The sequence below is a fragment of the Succiniclasticum sp. genome (genome assembly GCF_056977735.1).
Genome location: NZ_DBMCWA010000009.1, coordinates 17,603 through 39,667, shown reverse-complemented (window position 1 = coordinate 39,667; position 22,065 = coordinate 17,603). Strand labels below are relative to the sequence as shown.

Sequence of the window (22,065 nt, the reverse complement as noted above, 5' to 3'; positions counted from 1 at the left end):
ATAACTTTTATGATTATTCTTTCAAGCGCTTCCGTTCCCCGCCAAAATACCAGAATGCCAGGGGAATGCCAAAAGCAATGACCAACAGGCATATGGAAACGCCGAGGCCGGAATTCCCGCCCAGGGCATCTCCTAACACATTATAGGCTACTGCACCCGGCAGTATTCCAATCAACGTAGTAACCGCAAAAGTTACGAAACGCATCTCTGTACAACCGGCTACCAGGCTGATTACATCGTAAGGAAACAATGGCACTGTACGGAGCCACAACATACGCTGGAAATTTTTCGTGCTGTCTGAAAGATACTGATGGATACGGCCGCCCCACTTGCCCCCGTGCAAATCCAGAAATTCACTGCCGATACCCGTACGGGACATAAAAAACAGCAGTACCGCACTGCCTAACCCGCCTGCAGTCAGACAGGGAATTCCGATTACCGGCGGAAACAGGATTCCTGCTGCTACGTTCAACAGCAGACCGGGGAGCAGAAGCAAGGGCCGTACAATATACAACAATACATAAGCTGCCGGTCCCCATAACCCAAAACCCGTAACCCACTGACGTACATCTTCCACCGATTTTGGATGGAATACTCCCGGTAAACGCCAGAGCACAACAATGATACACAAATAAATAACCAGCAGCAACGCATGACGGTGCATGCGTAAAAAGAATAATAATTTATCATTCATACACGAGATTCCCATTTTAAAGTTATCGATCCCACAACAACGTTGCGGTATCGTTTTCATAATTTCGCCCTTGTTTCGTCTATTATAACCCATACCCTCAAAAAGTAAAAACAAAAAGCGTGCAAGTAGTAAACAAAATCTTTGCACGCCATTATATGTTCGCAACCGTTTTAAGAATCTTTACCGCTTACTTTTTCTTTTTTCCAAGATACGCTTCTTTAATCACTTCGTTTTCCAGCAGTTCCCTGCCACTGCCTTCCATCTTAATCCGTCCTGTTTCCAGTACGTAAGCATGGTGGGCCACCTTCAGAGCCATGTTGGCGTTCTGCTCTACCAGTAGTACGGTGGTTCCACTTTCGTTGATGCGCCGGATAATATTAAAAATATCTTTGATAACCAAAGGTGCCAGACCTAAAGAAGGTTCATCCATCATAATCACTTTGGGGCGGCTCATAAGGGCGCGTCCTAAGGCCAGCATCTGCTGCTCGCCACCGGAGAGGGTACCGGCCATCTGCCAGTTCCGTTCTTCCAACCGGGGGAACAGTTCATAGATCCGTTTGATATCCTTGACGATGTCCTCTTCATCTTTGCGAAGATAGGCGCCGATGCGCAGGTTTTCCAGCACAGTGAGGTTGGGGAACACCCGCCGTCCTTCCGGTACCAGGGTAATGCCCCTGGACACGATGTGCTGGCTGTTCAGGCCTTTTAAGTTTTCTTCATTGTATTCCACAGAACCGCTCTGGGGCTTCACCAGTCCCATGATGGTACGCAGCAGCGTGCTTTTCCCGGCTCCGTTAGCTCCAATCAGGGTGACGATCTGCCCGTCCGGCACATCTACGGAGATGCCTTTCAGGGCTTCAATGCCGCCGTAAGCCACAACCAGGTCTCTGACTTTAAGCATCTTCATCCTCCCCCAAGTACGCCTTAATGACTCGTTCGTTATTCTGTATTGCCGCCGGGTCACCGGTTGCGATGGTGGTACCGAAATCCAGCACATAAATTCGGTCAGAAATTTCCATGACCAGATCCATGTGGTGCTCAATCATAAAAATGGTCAGGTTGAAACGGTCACGAATCTGCCGGATAAAATCAGTCAGCTCATCCGTTTCCTTCGGATTCATGCCCGCCGCCGGTTCGTCAAGCAACAGAAGCTGCGGCTCCGTAGCCAGCGCCCTTACAATTTCCAGATAACGCTGCTTGCCGTAAGGTAAGCTGCTGGCTTTTTCGTTTCGAACATCCCACAGGTTAACGTCTTTTAACAAACGTTCCACGTCGGCCCGCATGGCTTCTTCTTCTTTTTTGTAGCCGGGCAGGCGGAACGTAGCCGCCAGGAAGTTGGATTCCAGATGCAAATGCTTGGCAATGAGCACATTTTCATACACACTTAAATCTTTGAACAGGCGGATATTCTGGAAGGTACGTGCAATCCCCAACTGTGCAATTTCGCTGGGTTTTTTGCCGGTAATGTCAATTTCAGTTCCTTCTGCCGGCGAGTAGATGACACGGCCTTTGGTAGGTGTGTACACGCCGGTGATATCGTTAAATGCCGTGGTCTTACCAGCGCCGTTAGGTCCAATAAGGGCAATGATTTCATGCTCTTTTACTACAATGTTTAAATCATTGACGGCAATGACGCCGCCAAACTGCATGGTTACATGCTCGGTACGCAATACAGTCCGGATCATTTACCCTGCACCCCCTTTTTACGGAAGCCTGCCAGCGGGTGCTTCACAAAACTGATGATTTTTTCCCAGGTCAGTTCGTTAGTGCCCATGATGCCACGGCGCCAGAACAGTACGCAGACCATCAGCAGGATGGAGAACACCACCATGCGCAGGCCCGGTCGGAACAGGGGGATAGCTATGCCCATAAGCTCCATCGGTTCGTCAAAGAGGCGCAGGTATTCCAGGCCCGCAGTGACGATGATGGCGCCGAACATACTTCCGGTGACGGAACCCATGCCGCCCAGCACGATGATCAGCAGGAAATTGTAAGTTAATGTAAATAAGAAGTTTTTGGGATCTACGGTACCCAGCAGAGCGCCGTACAGACCACCACCGATGCCGGCAAAGAAAGCACTGACCATAAAGGCCAGATTCTTGTGGTAGAACAGACTGATACCCATGGCTTCCGCCGCGATTTCATCTTCCCGGATGGCTTTGAAAGCCCGGCCGTAGGAAGAGTTCAGCAACAGTGTGATAAGCACGTAGGAGATGGCTGCGGCCATAAAAATGTACCGTACATCGTTCAGGGGCGGGATGTTCTTTATACCCAAAGCCCCGTTGGTAATACTGGTTGCATTGGTGATAACGATGCGGATTATCTCAGAAAATCCCAGCGTGGCAATGGCCAGATAGTCGCCCCTAAGCCGTAATACCGGGGTACCGATGATACCGGCCACAAAGGCTGCCAGCACACCGCCTAAAATCAGCGCCATCCACAGGGGCATATAAACATTGACAAGATGGGGATTCATGGGGACGGCGTAAAATACGTCCGCCCGCAGTTCCACCGGCACCGTGAAGATGCCAACCATATAGGCGCCGATGGCCATAAAACCGGCCTGGCCCAGAGAGAACTGACCGGCAAACCCGTTGGTCACGTTCATGGACAGCCCGATGATGGCGTAAACGAGGCACAGATTGATAATCCGCCGTACGTAGGAGTTAACTTCCGCCTGAACAAAGCATGCCACACCGAAGAGAATGACGAGGGCGGCAATGGTGAGCATGATATTTCGCTTATTATTCATGATTACACCTTCTCCGTCATTTTCTCGCCTAATAAACCGGTGGGTTTATAGAATAAAATCAAAAGCAGCATGATGAAAGCAAAGGCGTCCCGGTAGCCGGAGAACTGGGGGAAGAAAGCCACAATCAGAATTTCGCCCAAGCCCAGGATGAAGCCGCCGATAACTGCGCCTTTGATATTACCGATACCGCCCACCACCGCTGCAATGAAGCATTTCAGGCCCGGCATAACACCCAGATACGGAGTAATACCCGGGTAACGGATACCCCACATAATGGCGCCGATAGCAGCCAGGGCAGAGCCTATGGCAAAGGTGATGGAGATGATGTTGTCGATGTTGACACCCATGACCCGGGCAATTTCATAGTCCTTGGACACAGCCCGCATGGCCATGCCGGTCTTGGTATGGTTGACGATGTGCAGCAACAGGAACAGGCAGGCCAATGTTACGACCGGAATGAACAGGCAGATAGCCTGGACCTGTATGCCATTGAGATCAATCATACTGGACAGAAAAGGAATATCCGGGAAATGCAGGGGACGTCCGCTGAAAAGATAGTTAGCCAGATTCTCCAGCAGGAAAGAGGCGCCGATGGCCGAGATCAGCACGGAGTTTTTCGGCGCGTCCCGCAGGGGACGGTAGGCTGAACGTTCTATAATCACCCCAAGCAGGGCTGTAGCAGCAATTGTTAAGATAAAGGTAAGATACCAGGGAATATGGAATGTCGTAATGCCGAACAAAGCAAAATAACAGGCCATCATGACGATATCCGCATGGGCGAAATTGATCATCAGCAGTATGCCGTACACCATGGTATAACCGATGGCGATAAGGGCATACAGGCTGCCCAGGGAAATACCGTTCACCATATGCTGGGCAAAACTTACCGCAGTCATGTTGGTTATAGCTTGAAAAAGCTCCATATATGTTGCACCTCAAACAGAACGGTACGCCGGTTCATACAAATGACTGCCTGACGCCGAAACGCAGGCACGCGGAACCGGTGTACTCAAAAATACCTGCTTCCCCCGCGGGGAGGGAAGCAGGGCAAAAACGGGAATTAAACTGATGAATTTGTAAGCGAACTGATTATTTTGCTTTCAGATCTTCGGGGTTAACCATGTCAATGAAGCTGAATTTACCATCTTTTACAGTCTTGATAACCGCGGACTTGATGGGATCGCCGTCAGCGTTCAGCGTGGTCTTGCCGGTTGTGGTTTCCAGGTCTTTGGTAGCCGCAATGGCTTCACGGATCTTCACGCTGTCATCTACACCGGCTTTCTGCATAGCATTCAGAGCGATCAGGTAAGAGTCGTATGCCAGGGCTGTCAAACCACCAGGCTGTTCACCCTTGTATTCTTTGGCATAGGCTTCCAGGAATTTCTTGGCCTCCGGGGTCGCAGCCTTGGTACTGTCAAATGCGCTGGAGAAAGCTACGCCGTCAACTTCCTTGCTGCCAACATTAACAAAGTCCTGGGTTTCCCAGGTATCGCCGCCCAGGAAGGGGGCTTTGATACCCAGCTGGCGGGCTTGTTTAATCAGCAGGGCGGATTCGGTGAAATTGCCGGGCGCGAAGATAGCGTCCGGGTTCTTGGCTTTCAGGTTGGTGAGCTGTGCGCTGAAGTCTTTGTCGCCGGTCTGATAGTTAGCAATTTCAACTACACTGCCTGCGCCGGCCAGTTTTTCAAAAGCTTCTTTGAAGAATTTTGCCAGACCTACAGAGTAGTCATTGGACACTTCCTGTACGATGGCAACCTTTTTGGCGCCTTTCTTGAAGGCATAGTTAGCCATAACGGTACCCTGGAACGGATCGATAAAGCAGGCGCGGAAGTAATAGTCGTTACCTTTGGTAACCTGGGGGTTGGTGCAGCTGGTGCCGATAGCCGGAACCTTGCTGTCTTTTACGATGTTACCGGCTGCCATAGCCAGGGAAGAACCGTAGGTACCCAGGATTACTTTAACTTTGTCTTTTTCAATTAAGCGCGCCGCTACGTTTGCAGCTTCCGCTTTGTCGGATTTGTTATCGGCAATAACCAGTTCAATCTTTTTGCCGTTGATTTCAGGATGCAGCTTGTTAGCCAGTTTGATACCGCGCAGTTCCAATTCGCCGCCGGCTGCATTATCGCCGGTCAGGGGCAGGAACACGCCGACTTTTACAGTGCCGGCTGCCGCCGGTTTTTTCTCGTCGGCTTTCTTTTTATCTCCGCCGCCGCAACCTGCTACCAGGCTCAGGGCTACTGCAGATGCTAATAATGCAGATACAAACTTTTTCATTTGAAACACTCCTCCTTCATGTTTTAACACAAATATAGCGAAGCAGTTTAAAACCGGCTTGCTTCTTTTGACATACGTGCATTATAGCACTTTTGTCCACTCATGGCAACACCGCAAAAAGTGTAATAATAATAGCCAAATTTTACATATAACGAAAGTATATAAATAAATAAGAAACATTTTCCATTCTTTAATGGAATATTTTTTACTATTTTAGTACGCATCAAAAATACTTTTACCAAAACGCATCGTGTACATGTCCATTTCACAAATACAAATCTTTTTGTTTTTTTACATAAAAATTTATCATTTTACGATAAAAATAAAAAAAGCAGCAGAATACATTTTCCTGCTGCCATGCTGTATGTAATATTATTTATTCTGATTATTTCTTCTTTCCTTTAAATAACCGGTTTGCATAATCCACTGCAGCCACCGCGTCCGGTGCATAACCGTCTGCGCCGATTGAGTCTGCATACTCCTGGGTCATCACCGCGCCGCCGACCAGAATTTTCGTATCAGCCTTTTTACGAAGTGCATTGATAGTATCTTCCATGGCAGCTACGGTAGTAGTCATCAGTGCCGTTAGCCCTACCAGCTTTGCATGATGTTTTTCCACGGCTTCCACCACGGATTCGGCAGGCACATCTTTCCCAAGATCTACCACATGGTACCCATAATTTTCCCACAACACCTTGACAATGTTTTTTCCTATGTCATGAATGTCGCCTTTCACTACGGCCAGCACGATGGTATCGTTTGGAGTGCCTTCCATGGTTGCGTTTTTCTTTATCTCTTTTTTCAATTCATCAAATGCCGCCTTAGCCGCATCCGCCGCCATCAGAAGCTGGGGCAGAAACAGTGTCTTTTTACCAAAGCCTTCCCCTACCGTGTTAAGTGCCGGAATAATAAATTGATTGATGATTTCCAATGGTACCCTGCCTTCTCCCAGCAGTTTTTTCACAGCTTTACCGCTTTGTTCCACAAGACCCCTCACAACAGCGTCGTACAGAGTATATTCGGACACTGTCACTGCCGTCTGATTTTTCGACACATCGGTATACCGGGCAACAAAAGCTTTACATCCGGTATCCGCTCCGTTTAATGCGCAATAAGCATACCATACTTCCATCATACGCCCGCTCTGGGGGTTCATGATAGCGGAAGACAGCCCGGCTGCCAGAGAAATGGCAAAAAACGCACTGTTCACCGCATCCCTGTTGGGAAGGCCAAAAGATATGTTGGATACTCCCATCACCGTATGGATTCCTCTGGCTTTCATCGCTTTGATCACCGCAATATCGACGGCGGGGTTGCGGCTGTCCGTACTCACTGTCAGAGCCAGGGGATCAATGAGGATATCCTTTGACGCAATACCATATCGGGCTGCTGTTCTGATTATTTTTTCCGCAATGGCCAGACGCCCTTCTGCCGTGACAGGTATACCGGTTTCATCCAGACACAGACCTACGACCGCCGCGCCATATTTTTTTGCCAGAGGAAACACGTTCTCCATGGATTCCTGCTTTCCGTTCACAGAGTTCAGCAATGGTTTTCCATTATACAGGCGCAGGGCTTTTTCCATGGCTTTATAATCAGAAGTATCAATTTCCAGCGGTACGGATGTAACGGACTGTAAAGCCTTCACTGCTTCAGTTAAGGTTTCTGTTTCATCAAGACCTGGAAGGCCCGCGTTCACATCCAAAATATGGGCGCCGTTGTCCAGCTGTTCCAGTCCCAAACGGCAGATGTAGTCCATGTCCCCGTTACGCAGCGCTTCTTTTAATAAAGGTTTACCCGTAGGATTAATTCGCTCCCCGATGAGAACCGGCACCCTGTCAAAATACACCGGGGCACCATAGCCAGTAACTGCGGTGACGGAATGTTTTGGAACGCCATCCCGTTCCGCTTGTTTCTGATAATATGCAGAAACCGGCAGCAACCCCTGCGTCCGTTCTGTCAGCAAATGAATGTAGTCCGGATCCGTTCCGCAGCAACCGCCCAGCACCGCACCGCCTTCGCGGTACACTTCCAGCATAAAGTCCGCAAACTCTTCCGGACCGGTAGTAAAGACGGTTTTCCCGTCCTTTTCCACCGGAAGCCCTGCATTGGGGTTGGCAATCAGGGGCAAGTTCGTAACCGCCCTTGCCCGAGGCATCAGCTTCGCCACAAGGTCCGGTCCCAGTCCGCAGTTAAAGCCAACAGCTTCCACGCCTAACCCTTCCGCCAAAAGTACCGCCGTTTCCACATCCGCCCCGTTCAACAGAATACCATTCTTATCAAAAGTAAAAGTAATAAAAACAGGCAGGCAGCTGTTTTCTTTTGCCGCCAGAATGGCTGCTTTGGCTTCGTAGGTATCACTCATAGTCTCTACAAGGACCAGATCCGCCCCAGCTTTTACACCGGCCCGTACCACTTCCGCATACAAAGAAACAGCCTCCTCAAACTGCAAATCCCCGTAAGGCGCCAGCAGTTTTCCCGTAGGCCCCAGATCAAGTGCGGCAAATTTCTTTTCTTCAGACATTTCAGGCACAGACGCAAAGGCCGACCTGATGTTCCGGAATGCTGCCAGTACTACATCTTCCACCGAGCAACCGGAACCTTTCATTTTTAAGGCATTGGCGCCAAACGTATTGGACTTCAGGATATTGGCCCCTGCCCTCACATAACTGGCATGGATTCCAGACACGATATCACCGTGGGTAATATTCCATACCTCCGGCAGTTCACCTGGCATCATCCCGGCGGCCTGCAGGCGGGTTCCCATGGCCCCATCAAAATATAGAATTTCACGTCCTAACAAATCAAGGATCGCCATCTTTTATTCCTTCCGCCTGAACTCGCAGTTTACTTTGCTGCAGTTTCGGCATTTATTTCGTTCTGTACTCCTATTGCAGGAGAATTCCCATTTATCCCCTTCTGCGAATCCATTCACATCCGCAGCTTCCACAACCGCCATGACCGCTGTCACGGATTTCACCGGAGCCATCATACAGCTTTCCGTCAGTGTCAAACCGATGGTATGGGCACAATCCAGCACAGGAAACAGGATTTTCTGCTCCTCCAGGGCCCAATCCCCGTAACCCGGTGAAAACCGCCATTTCAGCCTCTGCCCTTCCGGAAGTTCTTTCTGCAGTTCCCGGCAACAGTCATCGCAGTACGTTTCAATAAGGGCAGCCGCCACGGCCTGGCCTGCCCCGGCCACTGCCACACTGGTCAGCGCCATGCGCCGCAAGGCAACATCTACGCGGCTCCCCAGTGTTGCCCCAAAAAGGTACAGTGATTTCGCGTCTCCCACATACCGGGCCAGCGCCCTGCTGTGAAACACCGTGCCGTTATCCAGCAAAACAATGGACGGAACCGAACTATCCTTCTCGCACCCAATGTGACACCCAAATTTCTTCACCGTGTACCTGGGCTGAAGTTCGTTGCGCATCTTTTCATAGGCAGCGTCAACAGCCGTTTCCGCCTGTATATCACCCAATTGTGCATGAAAGTAGCGCAATGCTTCCTTTTTGTTAAAAAAGATAATAACATCTGACATAATAACATCTGACATAATTATTGTATAAAAGGCTGACGCAATCAGGACTTGCTTCACCTTTACCTTTTTTACTTTACCGTTTTACAATACAGGAAAGATTATCCAATATCCCTCCGATAATATCCGGCTTGTTCATAGTATAGACATGTACGTCCATAAACCCGTTGGCCAGAAGATCCAGCACCTGGGCCACAGCATAATTGATACCTGCCTGTTTCATCGCCTCCGGGTCATTCCCATATTTTTCTACAATAGCGCGGAACCGCAACGGCAGTTTGGTACCGCTCAGCTTACAAATATGCTGAATCTGCTTCGCATTGGTCACGGGCATCACACCTGGCACTACCGGTACCGTAATGCCATGGGCCAGCAGCCGATACATATAATTATACATCACATCGTTGTCGAAAAACATCTGGGTTACCAGAAACTCCACACCATTATCCACTTTAATCTTCAGCTTTTCAATATCATCATTGAGGTTAGCACTTTCTGGATGACCTTCCGGATAGCAGGCACCACCTACACAGAAATCACCAAAAGACTTGATTTTTTTTGCAAGGTCGCTGGCATGCTGATACTCTGCATGTTCCAATGTTTGTCCCTCCGGCAGGTCACCACGCAAAGCCAAAATATTATCAATACCATTTGTCCGCATCTGTTCCAAAACAGCTTCGATACTACTTTCGTCTGCATTGATACAAGTCAGATGCGCCATGGAAGGCACACCGCATTTTTTTACCTCAGCGGCAACAGCTACTGCCTGACCTACATTGGAACCGCCAGCTCCGTAAGTCACACTGATGAAAGAAGGCCCCTTCTCCGCAATGGTATGGACGATTTCGAGCGCATTAGCCAATTCTGTACCTTTCTTGGGCGGAAATAATTCGCACGAAATTCCGGCACGCCTTTCTTTTAAATGGTCTATAATCTTCATGACAGTCCCCCCTTTTCGTCATGTGTTAACGTAGTATTATCATAATTTTAACAGAAAGTCCTCTTTTTTTCAGAATCAGAGGGGAAAAAATTTTTATAATAGCAAAACCATGATATAACTGTTTCAGATATAACAAAAGTGCCGGATACCCCTTTTCATCAGACAAAGTATGAAAAGAAAGAATCCGGCACCGATTTCTTCTCTTTACCAACGCAAATTCATTTTGTGCAGTATTGTCCCTGATTCAGAAAACCGCTAGATTTGAATTTCCCTCAAGAAGGGTATCCCTGTCAAATCTGACCAATCGCTTTCAGGATCAGCTGGGCGATGATTGCGGAACCGATATAGGTACCGATAAATACCACACAGCTTACCACAACGATACGCCAGCTGCTTTCCGCAAATACGTCAAGATCTTTGCAGATAGCGACGCCTGCATACGCAAGAATCGGGGTACACAATTGCATAAAACCGACTTTGGATACCGCTGCCGAGATAGCGGCTGCGCAAGGCACTCCGGGTACGGTCAGGATACAGCCGATGGTTACCACGTAGGCAACGCCTGGGATGCCGCCGGGAATCACTTTGCCCAGCCAGATACCCAAAAAGGCAAGGGCTATCAGGAACAGCATTCCGGGAATGGCTTCCACAAAACCGTTCTTCGTTCCCACTACGTTAGCTACTAATGAAAGGAAGCCGCAAATCAATAAAACACCTAAGGTTTCACTCATCTTCATTTTGATTCACCTTCCTTTCCTTCTTCCAGACTCTTTACAACAGGGGGTTCCGGATCCACACCGTATTTCATGCGGTAGGATTTTCTGTACAGCCATTCCGCAAAGGGCAGAGCCATCCAGATACTCATGTACAGACCGTCCAGGCCGGACAGCATGTTGGAGGCCGCGCCGAAAGCCGCTATCTGGTCTGCCATCTGGGGGAACATGGCGGACAGGGAACCTACTGCTGCGGTCATCATACTGGCAGAACCTACGCCGGCAGCCATCGCCAGGGCATAGGGATGGAACGGCAGGTACGCCGCCGCGAGGCTGGCCATCAGGCCGAAGAATATGGTCCCGATAACTGTACCGCAGATGTATACGCCCATAACACCGCGGCCTTCCGCACCGTCCAGGCCGTACCGTTCGCCGATAAGGGCTACGTTAGGTTCGCGGGCTACGGAGTGGGCAGCGCCGATGGCTTCCCGCTTCAGCCCTACAAATACTGCCAGGGGAACACCGATGATGATAGTGCCCAGGTTACCGAATTCCTGCAAAATCAGGGCAGGAGAGGCTGCCAGGATCTTCGGCAGGCTGGGGCCTACCAGGGTACCGTACCTGGCCATCAGCAACATCAGGGTAATGCCTAACAGGGAGCTGGCTGTTTTGACATTCTTTTCACTGGAAATCTTGGTAAACCGGGGCGCAGTCGCCACACCCATCAGCAATGCGTACATCATGGGCAGCAACACGATTTTGCCAACACCAACCGTGATAGAAATGTTGCCGATTTTTTCCGCCACAATGATCAAAATAAGAACGATGAGATGAAGACGGAAATCTTTCACTTTTTTCACTTCCCTTAAATATATTTTTTATAATTCAGAGATTACTTCTCTGGAATTATTTTAAAACAACTTGTACACACACATGGCACTACAGTTTTAATCAACTTTCTGCGTCACACTCCGGACTTGATGTCTGGCTCAGGAACAGCTTCTATCCTATGTGGAATGGTTCTGTTACTTTCTGCACAGTTCTTTAGCATGTAAAATACGAGTCGCACTTGGCAATATACTCTTCTTTAGTCAGCAGCGGCTTGTTATCCGCAATAATCTTTTTCGCGCAGGCTGCGTCATCGTACAGCAGATCCACGATCATGCGGGCAAAAGCCTTGGCCGGGGTAATTACCGCCGCGTCAAAATCAGTCACAGTAAAGTCTTTGGTGTGCAGAGCCCCATCCGTGCCCCCGATGAACGGATGAATCGCCGGCATCAGGTGGGACACATCGCCCATATCTGTGGAGGCGCTAAAATGACCGGAGTCCAGAATTTCCGTTTCGGGAGAGAACTGTTTCACATTCTCCACGAACAGGTCATTCATCGCCTTGCAACAGTGCAACGGCAGCATACCCGGCAACGTTTCAATGACTGTTTTCGCCCCTACGGCGTCGCCGCCGGCTTTTAAAGCCGCATCCACCCGTTTGTGAGTATTGTCAATAGCGTCCATGGTGGCCGCCCGCACATACAGTTCCATACGTACGTCCGAGGGCACGTTGTTCACCAGATCGCCACCCTTGGTGATGATGGGGTGCACCCGGACAATATCTTTTTCCTGGAATGTCTCTCGCAGGGCATTGATGCCCATCAGGCCCAGGCAGGCTGCATTCAGTGCATTGATGCCTTCATGGGGCGCATTGGCTGCATGGGCGGACTTGCCGATATACTGCACAGTCTTGCCTACAAAGCCGTTGCTGGAACTGCCGATAGCTACTGCCTTTTGAGGCATGTTAGCCTGAGAGTGCATCATCATAGCCATGTCAATGTCATCAAAATGGCCTTCATAAATCAGCTGCCCCTTGCCACAGATGTAATGCAACTTTCCCTGTTCCCGCAGGGTTTTACGGTACGTAATCTCAACATATTCTTCTGCCGGTACGGAAAAGAACACTGCATCCCCTGCCAGTTCCTTCATCACACCGGATTTAACGATGCCAGTACAGGCAGCCAGCATGACAGAAGTCTGCAGAAAATGACCGCAGGTATGTGCCGCCCCTGTCTGGGGGTCTGCCTTGGGACTGTCCGGGGTGCCGATGGCATCCAGTTCTGCCAGCACCGCAACAGTAGGTCCGGGCTTAGCTCCCTTTATACGGCTCTTCACACCGGTAAGGGCCAAACCGGTCTGAGGATCCAGACCCAGGCTCCGCATATAATCTTCCACTTTCTTCGCCGTTTTGGTTTCTTTAAACCCAAGTTCCGGTTCGCTTTCAATGCAAAGGGCCAGTTTTTCAATATCAGGTACAGCCGCATCGATAGCATTACATACCGCAACTTTCAATTCTTCTTTGTTCATAGGAATCAGCTCCTTAACAGTTTCAAGCACATCATGTGTTCTTCACCAGTTTCACCAATAATGCATATAGTTAGAAATCGAAAAAACTTATCTTTAAAGCCCTGATTTCATATCAATTCAAATTTTATATAATTATAACACAATTCAATTCGGTTTGCAGTAAATCTAAAATGTATACATTCTTACTAATGGCAGTCTCAACCTGTTCTGTTGTAAAATAAAATAAAAAAGACAGGTCATAAAACCCGTCCTGTTCTTACTGTTTTTAATTGGTGGGCGCTAACGGGATCGAACCGCTGACATTCTGCTTGTAAGGCAGACGCTCTCCCAGCTGAGCTAAGCGCCCAAAAAAAATATGGTGACCGGTAGCGGATTCGAACCGCTGATACCGCCGTGAAAGGGCGGTGTCTTAACCGCTTGACCAACCGGCCACATTGGCTCCACCAGTAGGGCTCGAACCTACAACCCTTCGGTTAACAGCCGAATGCTCTACCATTGAGCTATGGTGGAATTAGCTTGTAGTCTCAGCGACTACGTGAGTTATATTACCACAATCACAGAACCTTGTCAATAGCTTTTTTACACTTTTTTAACAGTCCTCAAATCCGGTAACTCACAGTGCTTAACTCAACGGAGCTTATACTACCACACTTTATCCTGTTTGACAAGCGTTTTTTTATTCCGCCAGTACTTTCACTACAATCTTCTGTACCGTGCAGCCCCCATGTACCGCATGGCATCCGGGCCGGTGCAGTTCCCAGGGAAAGAAGATTGCAAAGACCCCGGACCCTAATGTTACAGCATCTTTTTCTCCCGCATCAGCGTAAAACAGCAGATCCCGTTCTGCCGCGTAATCTTCTATTACCTTATGCGCATCCGATTTTGCCGCGTAATAAATTTTTTCCGTACCTTCTCCCAGATACTGCACATCGATATACGCATTATGGCTTTCCGGTTTTTTATTTTCTTTCGGTTCGGTAGTGTAACGGTCCACCCGCGCAAAAACATTGTCCCCGTCCAGATGGTATTCCCCGCACTCCACTTTGGTGAAATCTGCTTCCGCAATGTACTGCAAGGCCACGCCCAGCCGTTGGGAAACATACGGTAAAAGTTTTGTAATATCTTTTTTGTTACCAGTAATCATAACAGACCTCCATATCTTCATTCTCCTGCAGTCTTATTGTATCACAAAAAACTTCTGTACAAAACTGCTTTCCATAAGGTAGAATAGGGTATATTTTGCAAAAACTGCCACACAGGCACGTAATATTCCAATACTTTTCATACACAGGAGAAACCACATGAGTTTTTTAACCGTAAGCCATGTAAGCCATTCGTTCGGTGGTCGCCAGATTCTGGAAGATGTTTCCTTTAAACTGGAAAAAGGGGAACACATCGGACTGGTTGGCGCCAATGGGGAAGGTAAATCCACTTTCTTCAACCTTATCACCAACAATCTGCTTCCGGATGACGGTCAGATCACCTGGCCCGGCAAAATCAAAGTCGGTTACCTGGACCAGCAGAGCAGTCTGGAAAACGGGAAGACCATCCGGGATATCCTGCACACTGCTTTTAACGAAGATTTTGAAGCGGAGCAGGAGATGCTGGAACTGTATGACAAAATGGCAGAGGCAGACGAAGAGACCATGAACAAAATGCTGGTCCGAGTGGGAGAAATCCAGAGCCGGCTGGAACACAGCGGCTTTTATTCCCTGGACAGCCGTATCGAAGACTTCTCCAACGGCCTGGGTCTGGGCGACATCGGTCTGGATAAGGACGTAGCCGAACTATCCGGTGGACAGCGCAGTAAGGTTCTGCTAGCCAAGTTGCTGCTACAGGACTCGGATATACTGTTGTTGGACGAGCCTACCAACTATCTGGATGTGGACCACATCCGCTGGCTCACCCGCTTCCTGCAGAATTATGAGAACGCTTTTATCCTGATTTCCCACGATGTACCTTTCTTAAACGATGTAGCCAACGTCATCTACCATCTGGAAGACTGCCAACTGACCCGTTATACAGGTAATTACGACAAGTTTCAGGAACTGTACCAGATTCACAAGGCCCAAATAGAAGCGGCTTATGTACGACAACAGCAGGAAGTAGCGAAACTGGAAGACTTTATCGCCCGGAACAAGGCCCGGGTAGCTACCACAGGCATGGCCCGCAGTCGCCAGCGCCAATTGGACAAGATGGAAATGATTGAAAAACCGGCCGAACGGCCCAAACCTCACTTTCGTTTTCAGCCGGGACGGACTCCGGGACGTTTTCTGGCAGAAGCGGAGGAACTGGTGCTGGGTTACGACAGCGCTCTCACCCGCCCCGTCTCTTTTAAGCTGGAACGCAATAAAAAAGTGGCTGTCCGGGGCGTTAACGGCCTGGGCAAGACCACCTTGCTTAAAACTATCCTGGGGATGATCCCACCCTTTTCCGGGAAAATCCGACAGGGAGATTTCCTGCAACCCGGTTATTTTGAACAGGAAGAGCGGGTCAAAAATGAAAAGACCGCCCTGGAAGACGTTTGGGAAGCATACCCGGGTCTTACCAATGCGGAAGTGCGGGCCGCTCTGGCCGGTTGCGGGCTGACTAACGAACATATCACCACCAAGGTTTTTGTATTAAGCGGCGGCGAAGCGGCCAAGGTGCGGCTGTGCAAACTGATGTTAAAGGAAGTGAACTGGCTGGTTCTGGACGAACCTACCAACCATCTGGATGTGGAAGCCAAAGAAGAACTGAAAAAAGCCATCATTGAATTTAAAGGATCCGTGCTTCTCGTTTCCCACGAACCGGAATTTTATGAAGACTGGATTGACGAAGTCTGGAACATAGAAGACTGGACGACGAAGGTTATATAAAATCACCATAAAAGAAAGCGGCCGGAGAGAACATAAGCAAAACATCGGAAAAAATTGCTGCATTTCATGAGATGAAATGTGCCGTCGTGGCGAGACTGACTGAGGGGCGAAGCCCCGGGTTTCGAAGCCACAGGCACATGAGTCCGTGAAATAGCAATCATTTACGGTTTTGCGATGTTTTCTCCGGCCGCTTGTGTTTATGTAATTACTTACTAATATTACAGTTCCGTCACCCACAGCCCGTGGAGATTGCAGTACGCAAACACGGCCACAGGTTTATCCCCGTCTACCAGGGCAAACTGCGCTTCGGGTTTATCGTCAATGGTGAGGGCCCGGCGCTGCCCGCCTTTCTGGGTCTGCAAATAAATCCAGCTGATATGATGAGCCGCCGTCATGGGATGTTCCGCGCTGCCAATCTTAACAGAAACAATAGATTCCGCCACGTTCACCACAGGCACATGTTTTTCCCGGGAAGCGTCTACGCTGTTGGCCCGCATCATTTCCAGGGGTTCGCCGTCACAAGCCAACCCTGTGGGAGAGCCCTCCACCAGACCAACGATTGTGCCGCATTTACGGCAGCTGTAAAACCTTGAATCCATAGCAATCCCTCCTTAGCATACTATTTCAATATTATTATACACCATAGCTCGGGCAGATGTCTAATGAATTTAAACTGTTTTCAGCGGCCTTTCCCCGATGCGTTTTCCTTTCGTTTTATCATATCGTCTTTCAGCCACGGCATCTGTTGTAACAGTTCAGATTTCTGAAGCTCTGACACTTCCATCGCTGCCAGGATATTTCCTGCCAAGGGAGAAGTCCGTTTCGCCGCGCTGCCGGAAGACAGCAGATTTCCGTTTTTATCTGACAATGTCTGTTCTACGGTAAGGAACCAGTTGTTATTATGCTGATTGGTATCTGCATGGAACTTCAGCTGCAACAGATATTTCGCTTTATATTTCCGCATTGCTTCATAGGGATCAGCGGGATCCCGTACTATTACATAATTAGGAAACAGGGCTTTATATTCGTTCAGCATGAAACGTTCCAGCAATTCCATGGAAGTTTCTATATCAGATGCACCTCCATCCTTTTTGACCGTACCGTTTCCTTCAACATGTAATACAATTACAGGCCGGCCTTTGGCACTGTACCGCATATCCGGCCAGTCCTGCATAATTCCTTCTGCAACAGCGTTGTCAACGGCACTATAATAGCTTTTCAGACCTGAATCCAGATACAGATGCAGGAAATGATTCATATTGTTGAATGTTTTGGGAATCCGAAACCGTACTTCTTCCCCAAACTGTTTGTAATTACGCAGCACTGCCTGCAATACCAGCGGTACAGGATCCTGCGTATTCGTAACACGAATCAGGTCCAGGCGGTTCCCATATATCTGTTTAAACGCTTTATTCCCAACAGCGGGTGCGCCAAAGGTAATTACCTGAATCCTGTCCGGATCAAAGCCAAAATCAATTAACCGCTGTCCCACAATTGTTGCGACCGCACCTCCCAGGCTGTGACCGGTCAACAGCAGGCGCGCGTCTTTTTCCCCACGGTATTGCTGCAGAAATTCATACGAAACGGAATCCAGCAGCATGCGCAGAGAAAGATCTGCATAACTGTTAAATCCCTTGTGCACTTTAGGCAATGTTGTAGTACCGGCCTTTTTTGCCGTTACTTTTACCATTTCCCTGTCTTTTGTTCCACCGGGACGGGTGCCGGCTATTCTTTCCGTTTCTTCCAGAGTATTACCGCCATAAACGACCTGCCCCGTCACAAAATCCGCAGCCCAGTCTTTCTTTTCCGCACTGCCCCGGAAAGATATTACGTACATCGGTCTTCCGGCAGCCGTACATCCTTTTGCGGTAATAAAATGGACCGTCGTTTTTCCGTCCGTGATCCGATGCGGTGTAAAATCCCAGCCATGACCGTGCAGATAAGCCATCTCTATCCCATTCTCCGGCGCATATGCTGCCGAAGAGGCTATGGTGGAAAAAAGAATGGAATAAGCCTTGTTATATTCCATTTTCCGCTGCCTTATCTCTTTTGTATCTTCCGGCGAAAACATAAGGCTCCCCTGAGGTATTTCAGCAGACGCCGGCAGGTACACAGAAAAAAACATTATAAGGAGCATACCTGCCAATATGATTCTTTTCATAATGCTTCCCTCAAACAAAAGAATAACTCATAAGATAAAAGGGCACTTCCTTCTCAGGAAATGCCCTTTGGTTCATGCGAATGGATCTGTAGAAAATCTTTCCAAACAGATTATTTTACAGGAACAACGTTAGCTGCCTGTTCGCCGCGGCTGCCTTCCACCACGTCGAATTCAACAGTCTGGCCGTCTTCCAGAGTTTTGTAGCCTTCAACCTGAATAGCAGAGAAATGTACGAATACATCGCCGCCGTCTTCACGTTCAATAAAACCATAACCTTTTTCTGCATTAAACCATTTTACTTTGCCTGTCATCTTGCGGGCCTCCTAAAAAAATACTTTAGCCGGTGATTTATTCTCTCACCAACGTTCATATTATATGACAAAGGAAGCAAATATGCAAGTAAAATGTTTGCAGAAAATTATAGTTATTCCAAATTATTCCTTCAACACTTCTACTTTTTCCATAATCACAGGATCCAGAGGCCTGTCCCGGAAATTTGTCGCTACCGCTCCGATCTCATGTACCACATCCATCCCCTTGATGATTTTACCAAACACAGCATGATGCCCGTTCAGCCAGGGAGTGGGTGACAATGTGATAAAGAACTGGCTGCCACCGGTATTGGGACCGGCATTGGCCATGGAAAGAATTCCTTCTCCGTCATGCACCAGCCCTTCGCCGAATTCATCTTCAATCTTATATCCCGGACCGCCAGCACCCGTGCCGGTAGGATCGCCGCCCTGAATCATAAAACCATCGATAACACGGTGAAAAATCAGACCGTTATAAAAGCCCTTTTCCGTAAGGTCAATAAAATTTTTGGTTGTCTTCGGAGCTTTTTCTTCAAACATCTGTGCCACAAAAATACCTTTGTTAGTAGTAAACTGTATTTTTCTTTCTGTCATTATAATTCTCCTTTTTCCATTTTCTGCTTTCTCTTCAACAGGTAAACCAACAGGTACAACCCTGTGCCGACAGCTGTACCGATACAGGGCAGGAAGATGATACCGGCCGCATTACCCCCGAAATAAATCAGAAGGCCCACAGCAATCAGAAATACTGCCTGAGTACATTGAAGGCGAGAGGTGACAAGGTAACGGTTATTCCGGTCATCCCGGGCCGTACTGAACCCTGCCACAGTCAGCTGAGGCAGGAACAGGATGAAAGCGATACCCATCAAATACAAATAATTTACCGATAGAACCGGAACTTCCGTATTGCGGCCGGTAATGACGCAAATGGCAAAGGCAACGCCGGCCAGATACAGACTGCGGTAATAGCCGCCTTTGATCTGGCTTTCCAAAACATAACAGATACCCGTGATGACGGGGAACAGCCAGTAACCTATATATCCCATCCAGAATGCAGAACCTAAGATAATGGCGTTATCCCCAATGCGGTGCCGGGAGCCGGAAGTCCGGTTAAACATCCGGCAGATGAACAACACCCACAGCAAACCAATGACGCCGTTAATATCCACACCCAGAAATGCTTCCAGCCCCAATGTGATAAACGCGCCCAGCAAGGCGCCCCATTCCCGTCCCGGTTCCGGGTCTACCTCCCGGCCGATCAGGTAGGCAAAGAAAAAACCTGCAGCATAGCTGACACCGTCCAGCATAATGCTGCCTGTCTCAGTTCCCGTTACCTGACGGAAAATCAGAAGAATGATGGTAGCAGCCAGTGTACCCATGATGGCAATCCGGTTGAACCAGTCGTCAAAATAGAAAGGCCTGCCCAATCCGAAATTTTCATTGGATACCTCTTCCCGCCGCACCGTCTTCGCAAATTTATTTTCCCTTTTAGCCATAACTCACAAACAATCTCCCGATATCAGTCCATAATCTTTTCGCCGTGATAGGCTTCACCATCGGCATCAGGCAGGATGCCATAACCTTCCGTCCACAGGGTCTTATATTTGATAGCCTGATGATGGATTGTGTCCAAATTTCCTGCCGGCAACTTTTTAATGCATTTTGCCGGAATGCCAGCCATCAGGGAATATGGCTCCACAATTGTTCCCTTGGTTACCACCGCACCAGCGGCAATCACGCTTCCGGTCCCTACTACACAACCATCGAGGACAACAGAGCCCATGCCGATCAGCACATGGTCTTCAATAGTGCAGGCATGCAGGGTGGCGCAATGACCTACCGTTACAAAGTCACCCACGATGCAGGCATAGCGGTCTGCCACATGGAGACAACTGTTGTCCTGGATATTGGAATACCGTCCGATTTCAATACGGTTTACATCTCCGCGTATCGTGCAATTAGGCCATACACTGGAGTATTCTTTCATTTTAACCATACCGATAACATCTGCGCTTTCGAATACATGGGCTTTCGCGTCAACATCCGGGCTGATTCCCTTAAATTTTCTTAACATGTAATAAACCTCCTTAATATTTTAAACTCTAACTCTTTCATCAGGCTCGAGCCTGTTATCTAACAATAAAACTACTCCCGCTCCTACCAGTTAATCAGGAGCTTACCGGTGTTCTATCCAAGGTATCCCCTGCTTTTGCGCAATCTTGTCACAGCCGTATATACTGCAGCCAATAGCAAAACCACGCCCGTAAAAAACAGTACAAACTTTGTCGGTATGAAGTCGCCTAAAAAGCCTCCTAATAACGGACCCACCACACCGCCGAACTGCTGCGCCGAAGTGGTGAGGCCAAATGCCTTGCCGCGCATTTCCCGGGGCGTCACTTCAACCAATGTGGAGTTAATATTAGGCACCGCCCCGGACAGGAACAAGCCGTAGATAAACTGGATTGCTGCAAATTCCCAGATTGTTCTCACAAAAACCTGACATAAATTCACACAGCCTGCACAGAACAATACAAGACACAGTGTCTTCACAAAGCCACAACGTTGTCCCCGTTTTCCCCAATAAGGTGAAGCGATAATACCCGCAATACCGGCCAGGGAAAATATCCAGCCGCTCATGGTAACGGATGCGTCTCCCGCACTGCCCATCAGTTCTTCCACATATAGCGTAATCAGTGGCTGAACCGTCATGATACAGGTCTGCACCAGAAAAAACATAAACATGACATACAGGAGACCGCGGTTATGCAGGGCCAGTGTCAGATCACGGATAACATGCATCTGCTGCCGGGCAGACTCTTTGCTGATAGGAATATCCCTGACAAAAAAAATCACCAATAATGTAACAAGAAACAAGCAACCGGAACCTACGAAAAAAGAAGTCCTCATACCAAACCACACGGACAGGTAACCGCCCATCAACGGTCCCAGAATCTGTCCGCTGGCCAGGGCTGCCTGCATCCATCCCATGCCCCATCCCAGTTTTTCTTTGGGAAGCGTTGAAGACACCAGAGACATGGAAGCAGGAACAAAACCGCTGATTAGTCCCGTCAGGACACGTACAGCCAGCATCTGGGGAGCTGTCTGGACTATGGCGCCCAGCATATAAGTCACAGCAAGACCAAACCCGGCCCGGATAGCCATTTTACGCTGCCCTACCCGGTCAGCCCAGGCACCCCAGTAAGGCGCCATAAAGGCAGCACCCATAAAAGTAACCGCGTACACCAGACCGGACCAGAAATTCAACTGATCCGGGGGTACATGCAATTCTTTTTGCAAATAAACAGGCAAAAAAGGAATACAGGCAGTAAAACTGGCACAGGCCAGAAACACGCCCACCCAAAGCACGATCAGGTTCTTTTTCCAATTTACAGAACCGCGTCCGCGCTCATCCAGCAAAAACATATAAATCACCGCCGTATTCGTTTATACATTATAACATAAGAAT

General features: G+C 48.7%; 21 protein-coding genes, 3 tRNA genes and 1 pseudogene. 2 read left to right on the top strand and 23 right to left on the bottom strand.

Features of this window, described 5'->3' with window-relative positions; translation table 11 throughout:
• Positions 1-13 precede the first annotated feature (13 nt).
• The 16 genes from ACZOWY_RS06475 to ACZOWY_RS06400 all read right to left on the bottom strand — a co-directional run bounded on the left by ACZOWY_RS06475 (position 14) and on the right by ACZOWY_RS06400 (position 14,413).
• Positions 14-694, bottom strand: coding sequence for a TVP38/TMEM64 family protein (locus ACZOWY_RS06475; protein ID WP_484393945.1), 681 nt, complete (start codon positions 692-694; stop codon positions 14-16).
• Positions 695-881: 187 nt separating this feature from the next.
• Positions 882-1,595 (bottom strand): ABC transporter ATP-binding protein, encoded by a 714-nt coding sequence (locus ACZOWY_RS06470; RefSeq protein WP_484393941.1) that lies wholly within the window; start codon positions 1,593-1,595, stop codon positions 882-884.
• Positions 1,588-2,379 (bottom strand): ABC transporter ATP-binding protein, encoded by a 792-nt coding sequence (locus ACZOWY_RS06465; protein WP_484393935.1) that lies wholly within the window; start codon positions 2,377-2,379, stop codon positions 1,588-1,590. Before ACZOWY_RS06465 ends, ACZOWY_RS06470 begins: the two co-directional genes overlap by 8 nt.
• A complete protein-coding gene (locus tag ACZOWY_RS06460) occupies positions 2,376-3,446 on the bottom strand; it encodes a branched-chain amino acid ABC transporter permease (RefSeq protein WP_484393930.1) in 1,071 nt (356 codons plus the stop codon). The genes ACZOWY_RS06465 and ACZOWY_RS06460 overlap by 4 nt, the downstream gene beginning before the upstream one ends.
• Before the next feature lie 2 nt (positions 3,447-3,448).
• A complete protein-coding gene (locus tag ACZOWY_RS06455; RefSeq protein WP_093913477.1) occupies positions 3,449-4,342 on the bottom strand; it encodes an ABC transporter permease subunit in 894 nt (297 codons plus the stop codon).
• Positions 4,343-4,535: 193 nt separating this feature from the next.
• Positions 4,536-5,720, bottom strand: coding sequence for an ABC transporter substrate-binding protein (locus ACZOWY_RS06450; protein WP_484393925.1), 1,185 nt, complete (start codon positions 5,718-5,720; stop codon positions 4,536-4,538).
• A 385-nt stretch (positions 5,721-6,105) separates the two neighbouring features.
• Positions 6,106-8,538, bottom strand: coding sequence for a homocysteine S-methyltransferase family protein (locus ACZOWY_RS06445; protein ID WP_484393920.1), 2,433 nt, complete (start codon positions 8,536-8,538; stop codon positions 6,106-6,108).
• Between the two features lie 3 nt (positions 8,539-8,541).
• The gene (locus tag ACZOWY_RS06440; protein WP_484393916.1) at positions 8,542-9,264 is read right to left on the bottom strand and encodes a vitamin B12 dependent-methionine synthase activation domain-containing protein; all 723 of its coding nucleotides are present in this window, start codon (positions 9,262-9,264) and stop codon (positions 8,542-8,544) included.
• A gap of 73 nt (positions 9,265-9,337) precedes the next feature.
• Positions 9,338-10,201, bottom strand: coding sequence for a methylenetetrahydrofolate reductase (locus ACZOWY_RS06435; RefSeq protein WP_484393910.1), 864 nt, complete (start codon positions 10,199-10,201; stop codon positions 9,338-9,340).
• Positions 10,202-10,491: 290 nt separating this feature from the next.
• Positions 10,492-10,938 (bottom strand): DUF340 domain-containing protein, encoded by a 447-nt coding sequence (locus ACZOWY_RS06430; RefSeq protein WP_484393907.1) that lies wholly within the window; start codon positions 10,936-10,938, stop codon positions 10,492-10,494.
• Positions 10,935-11,765, bottom strand: coding sequence for a DUF3100 domain-containing protein (locus ACZOWY_RS06425; protein WP_484393903.1), 831 nt, complete (start codon positions 11,763-11,765; stop codon positions 10,935-10,937). Before ACZOWY_RS06425 ends, ACZOWY_RS06430 begins: the two co-directional genes overlap by 4 nt.
• Before the next feature lie 193 nt (positions 11,766-11,958).
• The gene (locus tag ACZOWY_RS06420; protein ID WP_484393899.1) at positions 11,959-13,269 is read right to left on the bottom strand and encodes an amidohydrolase; all 1,311 of its coding nucleotides are present in this window, start codon (positions 13,267-13,269) and stop codon (positions 11,959-11,961) included.
• Between the two features lie 270 nt (positions 13,270-13,539).
• Positions 13,540-13,615 (bottom strand) — tRNA-Val (locus tag ACZOWY_RS06415).
• 10 nt (positions 13,616-13,625) lie between these two features.
• Positions 13,626-13,700: transfer RNA gene (locus ACZOWY_RS06410), tRNA-Glu, on the bottom strand.
• A gap of 4 nt (positions 13,701-13,704) precedes the next feature.
• Positions 13,705-13,779, bottom strand: a tRNA-Asn gene (locus ACZOWY_RS06405).
• A 166-nt stretch (positions 13,780-13,945) separates the two neighbouring features.
• The gene (locus ACZOWY_RS06400) at positions 13,946-14,413 is read right to left on the bottom strand and encodes a NanQ anomerase/TabA/YiaL family protein (protein ID WP_484393895.1); all 468 of its coding nucleotides are present in this window, start codon (positions 14,411-14,413) and stop codon (positions 13,946-13,948) included.
• Positions 14,414-14,570: 157 nt separating this feature from the next.
• Here ACZOWY_RS06400 and ACZOWY_RS06395 point away from each other — a divergent pair.
• Both ACZOWY_RS06395 and ACZOWY_RS06390 read left to right on the top strand, forming a co-directional pair.
• Positions 14,571-15,153 (top strand): annotated as a pseudogene (locus ACZOWY_RS06395) (ATP-binding cassette domain-containing protein); the annotation flags it as partial.
• The gene (locus ACZOWY_RS06390; RefSeq protein WP_484394223.1) at positions 15,153-16,127 is read left to right on the top strand and encodes an ABC-F family ATP-binding cassette domain-containing protein; all 975 of its coding nucleotides are present in this window, start codon (positions 15,153-15,155) and stop codon (positions 16,125-16,127) included. The pseudogene ACZOWY_RS06395 and the gene ACZOWY_RS06390, both read left to right, overlap by 1 nt.
• Positions 16,128-16,345: 218 nt before the next feature.
• On the opposite strand, the gene ACZOWY_RS06385 is transcribed toward ACZOWY_RS06390, so the two are convergent.
• The 7 genes from ACZOWY_RS06385 to ACZOWY_RS06355 all read right to left on the bottom strand — a co-directional run bounded on the left by ACZOWY_RS06385 (position 16,346) and on the right by ACZOWY_RS06355 (position 22,022).
• The gene (locus tag ACZOWY_RS06385; RefSeq protein WP_484393889.1) at positions 16,346-16,726 is read right to left on the bottom strand and encodes a desulfoferrodoxin family protein; all 381 of its coding nucleotides are present in this window, start codon (positions 16,724-16,726) and stop codon (positions 16,346-16,348) included.
• A gap of 80 nt (positions 16,727-16,806) precedes the next feature.
• Positions 16,807-18,156 carry a lipase family protein gene (locus ACZOWY_RS06380; RefSeq protein WP_484393884.1) on the bottom strand — a complete coding sequence of 450 codons (1,350 nt, stop codon included), beginning with the start codon at positions 18,154-18,156 and terminating at the stop codon, positions 16,807-16,809.
• Between the two features lie 242 nt (positions 18,157-18,398).
• Entirely contained in the window at positions 18,399-18,599 is a 201-nt protein-coding gene (locus ACZOWY_RS06375) for a cold shock domain-containing protein (RefSeq protein WP_321127932.1), read from the bottom strand.
• A gap of 123 nt (positions 18,600-18,722) precedes the next feature.
• Positions 18,723-19,280, bottom strand: a complete 558-nt coding sequence (locus ACZOWY_RS06370; RefSeq protein ID WP_484394218.1) for a peptidylprolyl isomerase — start codon at positions 19,278-19,280, stop codon at positions 18,723-18,725.
• A complete protein-coding gene (locus tag ACZOWY_RS06365) occupies positions 19,193-20,095 on the bottom strand; it encodes a hypothetical protein (protein WP_484393882.1) in 903 nt (300 codons plus the stop codon). Before ACZOWY_RS06365 ends, ACZOWY_RS06370 begins: the two co-directional genes overlap by 88 nt.
• Positions 20,096-20,118: 23 nt before the next feature.
• Positions 20,119-20,673: a gamma carbonic anhydrase family protein gene (locus tag ACZOWY_RS06360; RefSeq protein ID WP_484393878.1), complete on the bottom strand. Its 555-nt coding sequence runs from the start codon at positions 20,671-20,673 to the stop codon at positions 20,119-20,121.
• 113 nt (positions 20,674-20,786) lie between these two features.
• Positions 20,787-22,022, bottom strand: coding sequence for an MFS transporter (locus ACZOWY_RS06355; RefSeq protein WP_484393874.1), 1,236 nt, complete (start codon positions 22,020-22,022; stop codon positions 20,787-20,789).
• Between the last annotated feature and the right edge of the window lie 43 nt (positions 22,023-22,065).

What these genes read in the sequence shown, in the direction of transcription:
- ACZOWY_RS06475 (WP_484393945.1), bottom strand. Translation starts at nt 694, where the DNA reads ATGAATGATAAATTATTATTCTTTTTACGCATGCACCGTCATGCGTTG.
- ACZOWY_RS06470 (WP_484393941.1), bottom strand. Translation starts at nt 1,595, where the DNA reads ATGCTTAAAGTCAGAGACCTGGTTGTGGCTTACGGCGGCATTGAAGCC.
- ACZOWY_RS06465 (WP_484393935.1), bottom strand. Translation starts at nt 2,379, where the DNA reads ATGATCCGGACTGTATTGCGTACCGAGCATGTAACCATGCAGTTTGGC.
- ACZOWY_RS06460 (WP_484393930.1), bottom strand. Translation starts at nt 3,446, where the DNA reads ATGAATAATAAGCGAAATATCATGCTCACCATTGCCGCCCTCGTCATT.
- ACZOWY_RS06455 (WP_093913477.1), bottom strand. Translation starts at nt 4,342, where the DNA reads ATGACTGCGGTAAGTTTTGCCCAGCATATGGTGAACGGTATTTCCCTG.
- ACZOWY_RS06450 (WP_484393925.1), bottom strand. Translation starts at nt 5,720, where the DNA reads ATGAAAAAGTTTGTATCTGCATTATTAGCATCTGCAGTAGCCCTGAGC.
- ACZOWY_RS06445 (WP_484393920.1), bottom strand. Translation starts at nt 8,538, where the DNA reads ATGGCGATCCTTGATTTGTTAGGACGTGAAATTCTATATTTTGATGGG.
- ACZOWY_RS06440 (WP_484393916.1), bottom strand. Translation starts at nt 9,264, where the DNA reads ATGTCAGATGTTATTATCTTTTTTAACAAAAAGGAAGCATTGCGCTAC.
- ACZOWY_RS06435 (WP_484393910.1), bottom strand. Translation starts at nt 10,201, where the DNA reads ATGAAGATTATAGACCATTTAAAAGAAAGGCGTGCCGGAATTTCGTGC.
- ACZOWY_RS06430 (WP_484393907.1), bottom strand. Translation starts at nt 10,938, where the DNA reads ATGAAGATGAGTGAAACCTTAGGTGTTTTATTGATTTGCGGCTTCCTT.
- ACZOWY_RS06420 (WP_484393899.1), bottom strand. Translation starts at nt 13,269, where the DNA reads ATGAACAAAGAAGAATTGAAAGTTGCGGTATGTAATGCTATCGATGCG.
- ACZOWY_RS06400 (WP_484393895.1), bottom strand. Translation starts at nt 14,413, where the DNA reads ATGATTACTGGTAACAAAAAAGATATTACAAAACTTTTACCGTATGTT.
- ACZOWY_RS06385 (WP_484393889.1), bottom strand. Translation starts at nt 16,726, where the DNA reads ATGGATTCAAGGTTTTACAGCTGCCGTAAATGCGGCACAATCGTTGGT.
- ACZOWY_RS06380 (WP_484393884.1), bottom strand. Translation starts at nt 18,156, where the DNA reads ATGGAATATAACAAGGCTTATTCCATTCTTTTTTCCACCATAGCCTCT.
- ACZOWY_RS06375 (WP_321127932.1), bottom strand. Translation starts at nt 18,599, where the DNA reads ATGACAGGCAAAGTAAAATGGTTTAATGCAGAAAAAGGTTATGGTTTT.
- ACZOWY_RS06365 (WP_484393882.1), bottom strand. Translation starts at nt 20,095, where the DNA reads ATGGCTAAAAGGGAAAATAAATTTGCGAAGACGGTGCGGCGGGAAGAG.
- ACZOWY_RS06360 (WP_484393878.1), bottom strand. Translation starts at nt 20,673, where the DNA reads ATGTTAAGAAAATTTAAGGGAATCAGCCCGGATGTTGACGCGAAAGCC.
- ACZOWY_RS06355 (WP_484393874.1), bottom strand. Translation starts at nt 22,022, where the DNA reads ATGTTTTTGCTGGATGAGCGCGGACGCGGTTCTGTAAATTGGAAAAAG.